Below are 13297 nucleotides of genomic sequence, written 5' to 3'. Positions count from 1 at the left end.
TCAGTTCTTCTCCTGCCGGCGGAAGAGGAAGAAGTTCAGCGTGCTGATGCCGATGAGCAGCAGGGCGAGCACATAGCTCATCGCCGCCGCCCGGCCCATCCGGAACTGTTCGAGTCCGGTCTCCGCGATGACCATGATGGCCGTGCGCGTTTCGTTGTTGGGCGCACCATTCGTCAGCATGTACGCCTGGCCGAACATGTTGGCCGAGGCGAGGATCGTGATGGTGAGCACGAACAACAGCACCGGCCGCAGGCTGGGCAGCGTCACGTGCCAGAACTCGTGTCGGCGGCCCGCTCCGTCCACCCGTGCGGCTTCGTAGAGCGTGGTGTCGATGCCCTGCAGGCCGGCGAGGTAGATGACGGTGTTGAAGCCCAGCGTCCACCACACGGTCACCCCGACGAGTGAGACCCAGACCCACGGCGTCGCCGTCAGCCACGGGATGACCTCGTCGACACCGAGTCGGGAGAGGTAGTGGTTGACGAGCCCGACGTTCGCGTTGAGCAGGTACTGCCAGAGCAGGCCGATGACACTGACGCCGAGGACGTACGGGGCGAAGTAGACGGCGCGGAAGAAGGTGCGCCCGCGGAAGGTGCGGTTCAACAAGAGCGCGAGTCCCAGTGGGATGGTCACGAGGAAGGGGACGGAGAAGAGCACGAACAGGCCCGTCGCCCGCATGGACTGCCAGAACTCACTCGCGACGAAACTGGTCGGGTCGAACAGTTCGGTGTAGTTGCCGAGCCCGACCCATGGCCGCTCGGGAAGGAAGAAGTCCCAGTTGTGCAGGCTGATCCAGATGCCGTAGACGGCTGGGACAAGCACGAAGACACCGAAGACCGCCATGAACGGCGCGAGAAACAGGTACGGAGTCAGTGGCTTGCCGGCGCGACCCCTGACCGTGCGGGTGTGCATCCCGGCAGGGACGGCGGCGGGGTGTCGTGCGTCGACTGAGCCGTGGCGGGTGGCGGTCATGTCATCACCTCCGCGTACTTCTGCTTGTTCTCCGCGAGGAGGGATTCCGCCTGCCGGGCGGCGTCGTCCAGGGCCTGTTGTGGATCGGCGTTGAGCAGGAGAACGTCGCTGATCGCGGGGTAGAGGATGGTCGACTGCACCTCGAAGATTCCGGGGATGAGCGGATAGAACCGGACGTCGGAGAGCGCCTGTGCGACGGAGGACTGTGCGGGAAGCTCGGAGAATTCGGGGCTGTCCACGGCGTCCTGGCGAGCGGGTACGGGGCCGGCGTCCGCCCATTTGACGGAGTTCGCGCTGATCCACGACAGGAACGTGTAGGTCGCCGAGAGGCGGGCGGCGTCGAACTCGTGTTGTCGCATGATGACGAACTGGTGAGAACCGGCGAACGACGCCGGCGCGGCGCCGATCGTGGGCAGCGGGACGACGCCCCAGTCGAGATCCTCGACGGCGGAGAAGTCGTTGATCAGCGCTCCCGGGCCACCCCACATGAACGCGTTGAGGTCGTTCTTGAAGGCGACGTTGGCGTCACCGCCGTTCACGTTGCGAGGGCTCTGCCCGGTGACGATGCGTTCGCGCTGCCAGGTGAGGGCCTCCACTGCCTCCGGGCCGTTGAAGAGCGCCCGGCCGCCGTCGGCGTCGTAGAGATCTCCGCCCATCTGCCATTGGAGACTGTCGAAGCCGCGGCCGACCCCTTGCGGGTCAACGGCCGGGAGCCAGTGGCCGGCGACGCCGTTCTCGGCGAGGGCCTCGAGCGCTTCTTCGTAGCTGACGCGGTCGCGGGGTGGGTCGTCGGGGTCGAGTCCGGCGTGGGCGAGAACACGCCGGTTGTAGAAGAGGCTGTCTGGCCAGACATCGAGCGGAATCGAGAAGCGGCGGCCATTGAAGATGCCCGAGCGCCAGACCGTCTCGGCGAAGCCGGCCTCGGTCAGACCGAGGCGGTCGGCGACCTCGTCGAGCGGGATGATGACGCCGCGCGCCGCGTTCGTCGCGACGTGGAAGTTCTGCATGAGCCCGATATCCGGGGCCAGCCCACTGGCGACGGCGGCGGGGAACTTCCGGTAGAACGCGTCCCACGGCATGGCGAACATCTGGACGGTAATGTTCGGGCGCTGCTCGCTGAACTCCCTGAGCAGTTCGCGCATCATGGCGCCGTCCGCCCCGGTGAGTCCGTTCCAGAACCGTAGCGTCAGCGGTGGGCCGTCGTAGCTGTCGGAGGCAGACGGAGGATCGGCGGCCGAGAGGTCGGGGCCGGCGCAGGCGGAGAGCGGGGCGGCTGCCCCGGCCGCGAGAGCGGCGCCGAGCCGGAGGAAGGTGCGTCTGGAGGGTGGTTTTCCGTTGGCGTGCATTGCATCGACTCCTGTGTCGATCAATGGGACGGTGACCCGATGAATGGGATCGTAACAGGAGTGGCGGCCGCCGTACAGTGCCCGCGTGCGGGCATCTCGGAGTACTCCAGGTGCGGGAGCGCCTCGGCCAGCCCGACCGCGGTGCCAAAAGTTTACCAGTAGTGGTAAACTTTTGGCGGAGGTGGATGGGATGGCTGGCAAGATCCAGGCGCAGCTATGGGATGTTGCTCTCGATCAATATGGCTACGTCACCAGCCGTGATGCCCGCGCGCTCGACATCAACGTCGTCGAACTGGGGAAGCTGGCACACCGTGGCCAGTTGGAGAAAGTCGGGCACGGCGTCTACCGCTTTCCGAGGTACCCAGTCACACAACTCGATCCCTACATGCTCGCAACGCTGTGGGCAGGCGGGCATGGAGTCCTCAGCCACGAGACAATTCTCGACCTTTACGAACTCGGCGACGTGAACCCTGCGAAGATCCATATGACCATTCCGCGCGGTCACCGTCTCCGAAGGCGCGGTGGCGAGCTCTACGTTATCCACTCAGCAGATCTCGATGCTGACCAGATCGGATGGTTCGAGGGCATACCAGCAGTCACGCCGTCAACCGCAATTGAGCAAACAATTCACGTGACACCTTCCCATCTTGCTCGTCAGGCTGTGCACAAGGCTCATGATCGGGGTCTGATCGACACGGAAGCGCGCGACCGCTTCCTCCACCAACTGGAGGCAGCCACATGACTGACCGGCTCTTCGCGACACTGCCCGACCGCGGCAAGACGCCGAGTACCAAGCGGGCGCTTGACACCTGGATTCAACAGGCACAGAAGGCCACGGATATGGCTTCGCGCCGCCTCGGCTGGATCGTTGCTTCTTCAATCGTCATTGCGGCGCTTCAGCGCGCACACCACGAAGATGGCAACGCATGCTTCCTGCTTAAGGGCGGCGCATACATGGAGCACAAGCTCGGCCTCAGGGCACGATCGACCAAGGACATCGATACCCTGTTCCGAGGCGACTTCGATGAGTTTCTCAGTCGGCTAGATGAGGTATTTCAGGAGCCGTGGGGAACGATCCAGCTCGAGCGGACAGCCGTTGACGTCATCGACAACGCCAAACGCGTTGTCAAACCTCGCCGTTTCAGCGTGAAGCTTCTGCTTCGTGGCGCAGTATGGCGCAGCGTTGATGTGGAAGTCGCCCCAGACGAGGGGCGCGCGGGTCAAGAAGTGGAGTGTCTTCCCGCCCCTGAACTCCACCATTTCGGTCTGCCCTCGCCGAGTGCATTCACCGGAATCGTCCTTGACTACCAGGTCGCACAGAAGCTCCACGCCTGCACCGATCCACACGACCCGCCGTTTCACCTGAACGAGCGTGCACGCGACGTTGTCGACCTGATCCTCATTCGCGACGCCTTCTACCCTCCAGAGGCTGACCTCTCTGTCCTACATGCCGCTTGCTTGCACATCTTCAAAACCCGCGCGGATGACGCCACACGCCTCGGCAACATCCCGATCCGCGCATGGCCACCGACTGTTGTCGCACACGCCCCGTGGGAAGCCAGCTTTCCGATCCATGCCGAACAGGTGGGGATGACCATGGGATTGGGTGAGGCTGTGGAAGAGCTCAACCACTGGATTGAACGTATCGACGCCTCAGTCAACTCGCTGGCCGTAAGGGTGTGAAATGACGGGAGAGCTGGTCGAGGAATCGGCTCATGGTGGGTTCGTCGCGGACCGCGATGCGCATCCAGTCCGGCCCGAGGCCGGGGAAGGTATCACCTCGTCGCACGGCCCAGCCCGCGTCGCGGAGGCTCCGTCTGAGTTCGTCTCCACGGGGGAACCTGACCAGGAGGAATGGCGCGCGAGCATGAGGCACGACCGCGCCGCCGAGTTGCCGGAGACGCTCGGCGACCCAGCGCCGGACCGGCTCGTCGACGACGGCGAGCCGCTCGGCCTGGTCGAGCGCCGCGCGTTCCATGCATGCGCGCATGGCCTCGACGGCCAGACTCGACACCGACCAGGGCGGCTGCACGGAGCGGAACCGCTCGACGAGTTCTGCCGGCCCCAGAAGATAACCAGCGCGGATCCCGGCCAGCCCCCAGGTCTTGGTCAGACTCCGCAGCACCACCAGCCCCGGGACGTCGCACCGCCCGGCCAGCGACTCGGTCTCGCCCGGTACCGCGTCCATGAACGCCTCGTCGACGACGAGTACCCGGCCCGGTCGCGCGAGCGGCTCGATGGTGGCCGCGGGGTGCAACACGGACGTGGGGTTGGTCGGGTTCCCGATGACCACCAGGTCGGCGTCGTCCGGCACGGATGTGGCGTCGAACGTGAATCCGTCGTCGGAGCTGAGGACGGTACGGCTGACGGCGTGCCCGGCCGCGGTCAGCGCGACCTCTGGTTCGGTGAACTGCGGATGCACGACGACGGGCCGCCGCACCTCGACACCTGGCCGCAGTCCACGTGCGATCAAGGTGAACGCCTCAGCACCGCCGGCGGTCGGCAGCACCTCGTCGAGAGATCGGCCATGTCGGGCGGAGATCGCCTCGGTGGCCGCCCGGGCGTCCGGGTAAGCGGCCACATCGTCGAGTGCGGCGGACAGCCGTCGGCGCAACCACTGCGGCGGCATCCCGGCCCGGACGTTGACCGCGAGGTCGATCAGTCCCGGCGCGGCGTCGGCGTCGCCGTGGTGGTTGAGGTCGAAGGTGTCGGAACCGTCAGTGCATGCACGAGTCATCACCGTGGTCACCACTCGATCCCGCGTTGGCCCTTCTGGCCGGTGTCCATGGGGTGCTTCACCTTGGTGGTCTCCAGTACCAGGTCCGCGGCCTCGACCAGGGTGGGAGGAGCGTTGCGGCCGGTGATGATCACGTGTTGGTGGCCGGGCCGGGTGCGCAACGTCTCCACCACTTCGTCCACGTCCACCCAGCCCCAGTGGAGGGGGTAGGTGAATTCGTCCAGCACGTAGAGCGTGTGCCGTTCGGCGGCGAGCCGGGAGGCGATCTCCCGCCATCCCTCGGCAGCGGCCGCCGCGTGGTCCTGCTCGGTGCCCTTCTTCCGGGACCAGGACCAACCCTCGCCCATCTTGTGCCACTCGACCGGCCCGCCCTCACCGGTCTCGGCGTGCAGCCTGCCGAGCGCGCGGAACGCCGTCTCCTCGCCGACGCGCCACTTCGCCGACTTGACGAACTGGAACACACCGATGTCCCAGCCCTGGTTCCAGCCGCGCAGCGCCGTGCCGAACGCGGCCGTCGACTTCCCCTTCATTTCGCCCGTGTGCACGATCACCAGCGGGCGGTTGCGGCGCTGGCGAGTGGTGAGGCCGTCATGCGGCACGACGGCCGGCTGTCCCTGCGGCATGGTTACGCTGCTCCCTTCACCCGATGATCATGAACACTTCCCGTGCTATGTGAACGGTTAGTGTTCATGATCATGGAAAGGTCGGGTAGGTGCTGGGCGTTGAGGTGGGCAGCGAGCGATTCGGCCAGTCCCAGCCGGACGAACCCGGTCTCGCAGTCCACCACGACGGCCGTTCCCCGCCTCCGATACAACTCGCGGGCGAGCGACGCCGCTGCGGTGCGCGAACGCGCCACGGCATCAGCGCCGGCAGTAGCCCGCCCGTCGGTGACGACCACCACCAGCGGCCGCCGACGCGGATCCCGCACCGCCTCCACAGCAACGACGCGCGCCGTCTCAGCCAGCCCTTCCGCCAGCGGGGTACGTCCACCGGTCGGCAGCGATTCCAGCCGGGCGGCGGCCGTCTCCACGCTGGACGTGGGCGGTAGGGCCAGCTCGGCATCGCCTGCGCGGAAGGTGACCAGACCGACCTTGTCCCGGCGCTGGTAGGCATCGAGGAGCAGGGACAGGATCCCCGCCTTCACCTCGCGCATCCGCTGCCGTGCCCCCATGGAGCCGGATGCGTCGACGCAGAACAGCACCAGGTTGCCTTCGCGCCCTTCACGGACCGCGAGCCGCAGGTCCTCGTGGCGCAGCCGGACCCTCGGGCGGCGCCTGCACGGCGGCGGATCGTCCGTGATCGCCGGCGCGTCGTGGTCTGCCAGGCGCGAGGGAGCGTGGTCTGTATCCTGGCGGTGCCGCTGGTGAGGTGCGGCGGCCAGCAACGTGGCTACCAGATGCGGGCTTCCGGACTCGCCCACCTGCGGATGTCGCGCTCCGATCGTCCGGCCGTTGCCGGTGATCGCTTTGGACCGACGCCCCTGGGCGCCCGCGCCCTGCCCGGCGACGGTGAGCAACCGTGCCTGGTACGGGGAGCCGGCGCCCTGGATGTCGCCGTTGCCCGCTCGTCCGCCGGTCGGGGACGTGTCCTCCTCGCTGCCGGCACCGGAGGAGGTGGTGGCAGCCGCGCGGGTCGCCGCGGCGTCGTCGCCCGGCCCGGAACCGGGCTCCCCGTCGGGCGGCCCACCCGGGCCCGCGTCCGGTCCGCCACCCGGGCCCGGATCGTTGGGTCCGGGATCGTCGGGTCGGGGATCCTCTGGCCCTCGACCGTCCGGCCCGGGATCGTCCGGCTCTCGACCACCGGGCTCCGGACCGTCCGGCCCGGGACCGTCGTCGGGGGCGGTGTCCCGCAGCACCTGTTCCAGCTCCTCCTCGTCGACCCCGGGAGCGTCGAACGGGTTCCGCCGCCGGCGGTGCGGAAGCGCCAGCCGGGCCGCGGCGCGGACGTCCTCGGTCTCGACCATCGTCCGCCCGGACCAGGCCGCGTGTGCGATCGCCGTCTGCGCAGTGATCAGGTCCGCGCGCATCCCGTCGACCTCGAACGCGGCGCAGACCTCGGTGATCTGCTGGAGTGCCGCGTCGGTGAGGACTACGTCGCCGAGCCGGTTCCGCGCCGCCGCGATCTCGGCGGACAGCCGACGCTCGCTGTCGGCGTACTGTGCGGCGAAACCGGCGGGGTCCGCCTCGTAGGCGAGCCGGGAGCGGACGACGTCGGCCCGGACCGCCGGATCCCGGCTCGCGGTCACCTCCACGGTGAGTCCGAACCGGTCGAGCAGCTGTGGCCGCAGCTCGCCTTCCTCGGGGTTCATGGTGCCGACCATGACGAACCGCGACGCGTGCGAGACGGAGACATGCTCCCGCTCGACCGTCACCGTGCCCATGGCCGCCGCGTCCAGCAACGCATCCACCAGATGGTCGTGGAGGAGGTTCACCTCGTCCACGTACAGGATGCCGCGGTGGGCGGCGGCCAGCAGCCCGGGCTCGTAGGCGGTCACGCCGTCCGACAACGCCCGTTCCAGGTGGATGGAGCCGAGCACCCGGTCCTCCGACGCCCCGACGGGCAGCTCGACGAGCCGGGCCGGACGGCTGAGCGCGTCGTCGGCGTCTGTGTGCGGCCCGTCCGGGCAGTCCGGATCCGGGTTCTTCGGAGCGCACGAGAACCGGCAGCCGGCTACGACGTCAACCGGCGGCAGCAGACCCGCGAGCGCGCGCACCATGGTCGACTTGGCGGTGCCTTTCTCACCTCGAACCAGCACTCCGCCGGTGGAGGGTGAGACCGCGGAGAGGATCAGCGCCAGGCGCAGGTCCTCCATGCCGACGACGGCCGTGAACGGAAACCGGGAGCTCATGCGTTCTCCTGGGGGGTCGACATCATGGAAGCATGGTGTTGTTCGGGCGGCACCGTGGAGGCTTGGTGCCGCTGCCCTGTTGGCACCGTGGAGGCTTGGTGTTGTTCGGGCGGCCGCATGGAGGCTTGGTGCCGCTGCCCCGGTGGCTCCACGGAAGCGTGGTGCTCCTCGACAGGTGTCTCGTGCGGTGCGGAACGGCGGCTTCGAGGCGTACACAGATCTTCGACGACGCGGCCGCCGGCCAGGTGGTCGTCGACGATGCGCCGGACGGCGTCGGCGTCGACGGACGTGTACCAGACGTCGTCGGGCTGAACGACGACGATCGGCCCGAGATTGCACGGCACCAGGCAGCCGGTGTTCGTCACCAGGACGTCGTCGTATCCCACCGGACCGTCCCGCAGGCAGGCGCCGAGCGCGTCGGCCACCGCCGGACTGCCGTGCGACGAGCAGCGCGGACCGCGGCAGACGAGCACATGATGGCGGTGCTCGCCGAGATCGGACCAGCTCGGACTGCGGAACGACTCCGGAGACTCAGTGACCGCCCGGCTCGGGCCGTCCACCACCGCGCACAACGCCTGCACCAGCTCGGCCGTCTGGCTGACGGGAGCAGCGATCCGGACGTCGGGGACGGCGCCGCGGGCGCCGGCCACCCGTGCCGCCCCCCGCTCGCGCCAATGGGCGATGGCCTTCGCGGTCCACGTCTCCAGATAACGGTCGCGAGGGATCTGCACCGGCACCACCAGCACGTGGTCAGCGCCTGAGTCGAGGCAGCCATCGAGGGCGTCGTGCAGCGAGCGCTCGCCGTGATCGAGCATGGCGGTGTCTATCCGTACGTCTAGGTGTAGCTGTGCGTTCAGGCGTTCCGCCAGCCTGCTCGCCAGGTCTCCGAGGGCCCGCTCGGCAGACGGCGCCCCGAGTGCTCGCCCGACCAGCACGATCTCCCGGCTCATCCGAGATCACCCCCGGCCGGCGGGTGGAAGGTCAGCAACGGCCGCCCGGTCACCGGGTGCGTCCCCACGTCGGCGTGCACGTCGTAGACATCCCGGAGCAGCTCCGGGGTGAGTACCTCGGCGGCGGTACCGCTCGCTTCGACCCGTCCGTCACGCAGCACCACCAGGTGGTCGCAGTACATCGCCGCCAGGTTCAGGTCGTGCAGGGCGGCCAGGGTCGTCAGGTTCGCCCGCTGCACCAGAGAGAGCAGCGAGAGAGCGTGCGCGATGTCGAGATGGTTCGTCGGCTCGTCCAGGACCAGCAGCGACGGTTGCTGCGTGATCGCCCGAGCGAGCTGGACGCGTTGTTGCTCGCCGCCGGAGAGCGTCCCCCACTTCCGGTCGGCGAAGTCGGCCATGCGCACCTGACGCAGGGCATCCAGCGCCAGCGCCCGGTCATGCTCCGAGTCGCTCTGCAACGCCGACCGGTACGGGGTGCGGCCCAGCAGGACGACGTCGAGCACGGTCACGTCCAGATCCGTGCCCGCGTGCTGTTCCACCACCGCGAGCCGACGGGCCAGCTCGCGTCGGCGGAGGCCGGCGAGATCGGTGCCGTCGAGATGGACGACGCCCCGGTCCGGGGTGGACAGCCGGGCGACGGCGCGCAGGAGCGTCGTCTTGCCGGATCCGTTCGGGCCGAGCAGGCCGGTGATCTTGCCGAACGGCGCCCGCAGGTCGATGCCGTCGACGATGAGTGTGCCCTTCGCCGACCAGCTGATCTCATGCACGTTGAGGCCGGTGGGCGCCTGGGCGGAGGTGATCGTCATGCGCGCACCTGCCGCTTCTTCAGGATCCAGATGAACGCCGGCACGCCGAGGATCGCGGTGACCACCCCGACCGGGAGTTCGCGGGGGTCGAAGGCGGTCCGCGCGACCGTGTCCACCCAGAGCAGGAACGCGCCGCCGAGCACACACGACAACGGGAGCACCAGCCGGTGATCCGGCCCGACCAGGAATCGGACGGCATGCGGCAGCAACAGCCCGACGAACCCGATCGCACCGCTGACCGCCACCAGCACCCCGGTGAGCAGCGCGCACGCGACCAGCAGCACCCAGCGCACCCGATTGACGTCGATGCCGAGCGACGCCGCCGCGTCGTCGCCGAAGGCGAACGCGTTCAGCGCGCGGGCGTGCCACAGGCACAGCAAGAGGGCCAGTACGAGGACGACAGCAGCGATCCGCAACGATGACCACCGCGACGCCGCCAGCGAACCGGACAGCCAGAACTGCACGTCCTGGGTGGCGTGCGGATCCGCCACCCACAGGATCACGAACGTGGTCAGCGCGCCGCACAGTTGCCCGATGGCGATCCCGGCCAGGATCATCCGTACCGGTGTCAGGGTGCCGGAACGCTGGCCGAAGACGAGCACCAACACGAACGCGAGCAGCGCCCCGGCGAAGGCACCGGCGGAGACTCCGACCAGGCCGGACCCGAATCCGGCCACGATCACCAGCACTGCGCCGGTCGACGCGCCGGAGGAGATGCCCAGCAGGTAGGGGTCGGCCATCGGGTTGCGGGTCAGCGTCTGCATGATGGCGCCGACGACGGCGAGGCCCGCGCCGACAACGACGGCGTTCACCGCCCGGGGCAGCCGCATCTCCCAGATCACGTCGGCCCGGATGTCGCTCGGCTGCTGCGCGCCCAGCCCGACCGCGTCGATCTGAAGGAAGGACAGGTTGAGCCGGTCGGTCAGCACGGTCCAGACCTCGCGCACAGTGATGTCCGCCTGGCCGAGCACCACGGCCACCAACACCGACGCGAGCAGAAGCACGGCCGAACCGAGGACGATCCCGCCGCTGGAGAGGGCGCGCAACGACGGACGGCCGCCGCTGCGTGGAGGGCTCGGGCGTGTCGGCCCGCCGGAGCCCTGTACGCCGGAGCCCTGTACGCCGGAGCCCCGTAGGACGGAGCCGGATGCGGCATGGCCGCCCGTGGTCTCGGCGGCTGCGTTACTCACCCTCCTCACCTGCCTCGGCGGCGGCTTGGGCCAGGGTCTCGATGGCGTCGACGGTCTGGATTCCGGGCGTCGTCATCGCGAACGGCAGCGTCACCAGGGCGTCGTTCCGCACCGCGCGGAGTTGGCTGAGCGTCGGGTCAGAGGTGATGAACTCGAGCTTCTCGGCGGCGTCGCCGTCGCCGAAGTCAGCGATCACGATCATGTCCGGATCCCGCTCGACCACCTGCTCCCAGTTCGCGTCCGCCCAATGGCCGGGAAGGTCGTCGAAGATGTTCTGGAAGCCGAGCGCGTCGATGATCATGCCGGGTGCACCGCAGCAGGCGCCGACGAACGGCGTGTCGGTGCGCATGTCCCACCAGTAGACGGTCCGGGCCGGCAGCCCGTCCAGCGACGCCAGCGTCTGGTCGAGCTGCTCGCGCTGGTCGGCCACGAGTCGGTCGGCCTCGTCGCCGACGCCGAAGATGCGGCCGATCTCGGTGATCTCGGACCAGATGTCCTCGACGGAGATCGGCTCGTGCTCATCCCGGTTCTCACAGCGACCTTCGGATAGGTAGGTCGGGACACCCAGATCGGCGAAGGTCTCCCGGCTGCCGACGCCGTCATCGCGGAACGCGCTGGGGTAGGCGGCGTAGACGAAGTCGGGCTCGGTGTCGACCAACGCTTCGAAGCTCGGGTAGTCCTTCTCCACCAGGACGTCGACGGCGGCGAAATCGTCAGCCACCTCGGCGGCGACCGTGTCGTCCGGCGCACCGGCCACTGCCGCCACCCGGTCGCGCAGACCCAGCGCCAGCAGAATCTCCGTCGCCGGCTTGTTCAGGGTCACGACGCGCTGCGGCGGTTCGTGGAGGGTGACCTCGATGCCGCAGTTGTCGATGGTCAGCGGCCATTCGTCGGCGCCGACCGGATCTGAGGCCGGCTGCCCGCCGCCGTCTGCGGACGCGTCCTTCGTGCGGGAGCCGGCGTCGTCGCCCGCGGAACCGCATCCGGCCACGGACAGCGCCGTGATCAGCCCCAACGCGGTGAGTCCGGGGAAGGTCGCGCGGTGGCCTGACGTGTGGGGTCGGTCACTCACTGCAGACCCTCCACCCCGGTGATCAGGTCTGCCACAGCACGGACGTTGCGCACGCCCGGTGTGGTCGCGGAGAAGGGCACCTCGACGAACCGGCCGTCGGCGACGGCCGGAAGCTCACGGGCGCCGGGCGTGGACTCGATGGTGTCCCGTTTCTCCTCCGCGGTGCTCCACTCCGCGTCGACCAGGACGATCACGTCGGGGTCGCGCTCGGCGACCTGCTCCCAGCTGACGTCGGCCCAGTTGCCCTCGATGTCGGCGAAGACGTTCTGCAGACCGGCGGCGTTCATGATCATCCCGGGTGCGCCGCAGCACGCTCCCACACTGGGCGCGTCCGTCCCGCCGTCCCACCACATGACCGTGGTGGAGGACATGTCGTCCGCCGCGGCGACCGCCTCCGCGAGGTCGGAACGCTGCTGCTCGACCAGCGCGGCCGCTTGGTCGGTGGCACCGAAGATCGCACCGATGTCCTGGATCTCTTGCCAGACCGTCTCGATCTCCAGCGGTTCGTCCGGCGCCTTGTCCGGGCAGGCGGCGGGCGACAGGTAGGTGGAGACGCCCAGCTCGTGCAGTTCAGCCCGATCGCCGGCGGCGTCAGGTTGGAACGCGCTCGGGTAGGCGCCGTAGACCGCGTCCGGCTCTGCGTCGAGTAGCGCCTCCTGCGATGGATACGCCTCGCTCAGCACCGGGACGGTCGCGTAGGCGTCGGCGAACTGTGGCAGGACCGCATCGTCGAGGTAGGCGGTGCCGGCCATCCGGTCCTCGAGCCCGAGCGCGAGCATCACCTCGGTGGCGGACTGGTTCATGGTCACCGCGCGTTGTGGAGGCGCGTCGACGGTGACCTGCAGGCCGCAGTTGTCGATGATCACCGGCCCGGACGCGGTTGACGTGGCGTCCGACGTCCCGGCCGGGCTGGAGTCGCCGCTCGCCGTCGCCGCTCCGGTGGGCGTTGCGTCTGCGGCGGTCGTCGCCTCGTCGTCGGTCGCGGCGTTCCCGCAGGCGGCAAGCGTGGCCAGCGCCACGGTACCGGCGAGGGCAGCACCGCGCCGCATGGACCTCGGCGATGAGGGGGAGTCGGCGCTGTGGCCGGATCGAGCGGAACGTTGCGGACGCGCCTGGGTATGCGCAGGTGTGGTCATTGAAGACCGCCTTCCATCACCTCGTGGAATCGCAGCTTGCAGTGCCGTGGCCGGTCTCCTGGCTGACGGGTACGTCGTCCGGCCTGCCTTCCCAGGCGGCGCGTGCGCTGCCCAGTGACTCCCCTTGCAGGGGAACGGCCGGGGACTTCCCGATCACAGTGGCGAGGGCCGCTCCGGTTTCACACCGGCTTCCCGTGCACCACGGCAGGCACCACTGTACCGGTGCGAGCCGGTGTCCCGCAG

General features: G+C 68.9%; 12 protein-coding genes and 1 riboswitch. Of the genes, 2 read left to right on the top strand and 10 right to left on the bottom strand.

The genetic code is table 11. The annotated features are described in order from the left end of the window. Both G1H10_RS00420 and G1H10_RS00415 read right to left on the bottom strand, forming a co-directional pair. Positions 1 to 969 carry a carbohydrate ABC transporter permease gene (locus G1H10_RS00420; RefSeq protein ID WP_163731087.1) on the bottom strand — a complete coding sequence of 323 codons (969 nt, stop codon included), beginning with the start codon at positions 967 to 969 and terminating at the stop codon, positions 1 to 3. Continuing rightward, on the bottom strand, positions 966 to 2315 hold the full coding sequence (locus G1H10_RS00415; RefSeq protein WP_163731084.1) for an ABC transporter substrate-binding protein: 1350 nt from the start codon (positions 2313 to 2315) through the stop codon (positions 966 to 968). The genes G1H10_RS00420 and G1H10_RS00415 overlap by 4 nt, the downstream gene beginning before the upstream one ends. 190 nt (positions 2316 to 2505) lie before the next feature. Here G1H10_RS00415 and G1H10_RS00410 point away from each other — a divergent pair, with 190 nt between their 5' ends. Together G1H10_RS00410 and G1H10_RS00405 are read left to right on the top strand one after the other, a co-directional pair. Next, positions 2506 to 3057, top strand: a complete 552-nt coding sequence (locus G1H10_RS00410) for a type IV toxin-antitoxin system AbiEi family antitoxin domain-containing protein (protein ID WP_163731081.1) — start codon at positions 2506 to 2508, stop codon at positions 3055 to 3057. Then, positions 3054 to 3998 (top strand): nucleotidyl transferase AbiEii/AbiGii toxin family protein, encoded by a 945-nt coding sequence (locus tag G1H10_RS00405; protein ID WP_163731078.1) that lies wholly within the window; start codon positions 3054 to 3056, stop codon positions 3996 to 3998. Before G1H10_RS00410 ends, G1H10_RS00405 begins: the two co-directional genes overlap by 4 nt. Here G1H10_RS00405 and cobC read toward each other — a convergent pair. From cobC to G1H10_RS00365, 8 genes are read right to left on the bottom strand one after another with little or no spacing between them, the layout of a single operon-like run. Further along, the gene (cobC, locus tag G1H10_RS00400; RefSeq protein WP_163732010.1) at positions 3973 to 5052 is read right to left on the bottom strand and encodes an Rv2231c family histidinol phosphate aminotransferase CobC; all 1080 of its coding nucleotides are present in this window, start codon (positions 5050 to 5052) and stop codon (positions 3973 to 3975) included. The two genes, G1H10_RS00405 and cobC, sit on opposite strands and share 26 nt — an antisense overlap. Positions 5053 to 5060: 8 nt before the next feature. Then, complete coding sequence (gene cobO / locus G1H10_RS00395; RefSeq protein WP_163731075.1) at positions 5061 to 5675, bottom strand: cob(I)yrinic acid a,c-diamide adenosyltransferase; 615 nt, start codon at positions 5673 to 5675, stop codon at positions 5061 to 5063. 2 nt (positions 5676 to 5677) lie between these two features. Then, complete coding sequence (locus G1H10_RS00390; RefSeq protein ID WP_163731072.1) at positions 5678 to 7900, bottom strand: magnesium chelatase subunit D family protein; 2223 nt, start codon at positions 7898 to 7900, stop codon at positions 5678 to 5680. Beyond that, on the bottom strand, positions 7897 to 8850 hold the full coding sequence (locus G1H10_RS00385; protein WP_163731069.1) for a (2Fe-2S) ferredoxin domain-containing protein: 954 nt from the start codon (positions 8848 to 8850) through the stop codon (positions 7897 to 7899). The genes G1H10_RS00390 and G1H10_RS00385 overlap by 4 nt, the downstream gene beginning before the upstream one ends. Continuing rightward, positions 8847 to 9656, bottom strand: a complete 810-nt coding sequence (locus G1H10_RS00380) for an ABC transporter ATP-binding protein (protein ID WP_163731066.1) — start codon at positions 9654 to 9656, stop codon at positions 8847 to 8849. The genes G1H10_RS00385 and G1H10_RS00380 overlap by 4 nt, the downstream gene beginning before the upstream one ends. Next, a complete protein-coding gene (locus G1H10_RS00375) occupies positions 9653 to 10846 on the bottom strand; it encodes a FecCD family ABC transporter permease (protein WP_216852751.1) in 1194 nt (397 codons plus the stop codon). Before G1H10_RS00375 ends, G1H10_RS00380 begins: the two co-directional genes overlap by 4 nt. After that, on the bottom strand, positions 10839 to 11918 hold the full coding sequence (locus G1H10_RS00370) for an ABC transporter substrate-binding protein (RefSeq protein ID WP_216852750.1): 1080 nt from the start codon (positions 11916 to 11918) through the stop codon (positions 10839 to 10841). Before G1H10_RS00370 ends, G1H10_RS00375 begins: the two co-directional genes overlap by 8 nt. After that, positions 11915 to 12967, bottom strand: a complete 1053-nt coding sequence (locus G1H10_RS00365) for an ABC transporter substrate-binding protein (protein ID WP_163731062.1) — start codon at positions 12965 to 12967, stop codon at positions 11915 to 11917. Before G1H10_RS00365 ends, G1H10_RS00370 begins: the two co-directional genes overlap by 4 nt. A gap of 118 nt (positions 12968 to 13085) precedes the next feature. After that, positions 13086 to 13273, bottom strand: a riboswitch (cobalamin riboswitch). Positions 13274 to 13297 lie beyond the last annotated feature (24 nt).

Origin of the sequence: Phytoactinopolyspora halotolerans, from assembly GCF_010550675.1 — a bacterium.
Classification (GTDB): domain Bacteria; phylum Actinomycetota; class Actinomycetes; order Jiangellales; family Jiangellaceae; genus Phytoactinopolyspora; species Phytoactinopolyspora halotolerans.
This window is presented reverse-complemented; position numbering and strand designations above follow the sequence as displayed.

Bases quoted from the DNA above. Each gene is read 5' to 3' on its own strand.
- G1H10_RS00420 (WP_163731087.1), bottom strand. From the start codon at position 969: ATGACCGCCACCCGCCACGGCTCAGTCGACGCACGACACCCCGCCGCC.
- G1H10_RS00415 (WP_163731084.1), bottom strand. From the start codon at position 2,315: ATGCACGCCAACGGAAAACCACCCTCCAGACGCACCTTCCTCCGGCTC.
- G1H10_RS00410 (WP_163731081.1), top strand. From the start codon at position 2,506: ATGGCTGGCAAGATCCAGGCGCAGCTATGGGATGTTGCTCTCGATCAA.
- G1H10_RS00405 (WP_163731078.1), top strand. From the start codon at position 3,054: ATGACTGACCGGCTCTTCGCGACACTGCCCGACCGCGGCAAGACGCCG.
- cobC (WP_163732010.1), bottom strand. From the start codon at position 5,052: ATGACTCGTGCATGCACTGACGGTTCCGACACCTTCGACCTCAACCAC.
- cobO (WP_163731075.1), bottom strand. From the start codon at position 5,675: ATGCCGCAGGGACAGCCGGCCGTCGTGCCGCATGACGGCCTCACCACT.
- G1H10_RS00390 (WP_163731072.1), bottom strand. From the start codon at position 7,900: ATGAGCTCCCGGTTTCCGTTCACGGCCGTCGTCGGCATGGAGGACCTG.
- G1H10_RS00385 (WP_163731069.1), bottom strand. From the start codon at position 8,850: ATGAGCCGGGAGATCGTGCTGGTCGGGCGAGCACTCGGGGCGCCGTCT.
- G1H10_RS00380 (WP_163731066.1), bottom strand. From the start codon at position 9,656: ATGACGATCACCTCCGCCCAGGCGCCCACCGGCCTCAACGTGCATGAG.
- G1H10_RS00365 (WP_163731062.1), bottom strand. From the start codon at position 12,967: ATGCGGCGCGGTGCTGCCCTCGCCGGTACCGTGGCGCTGGCCACGCTT.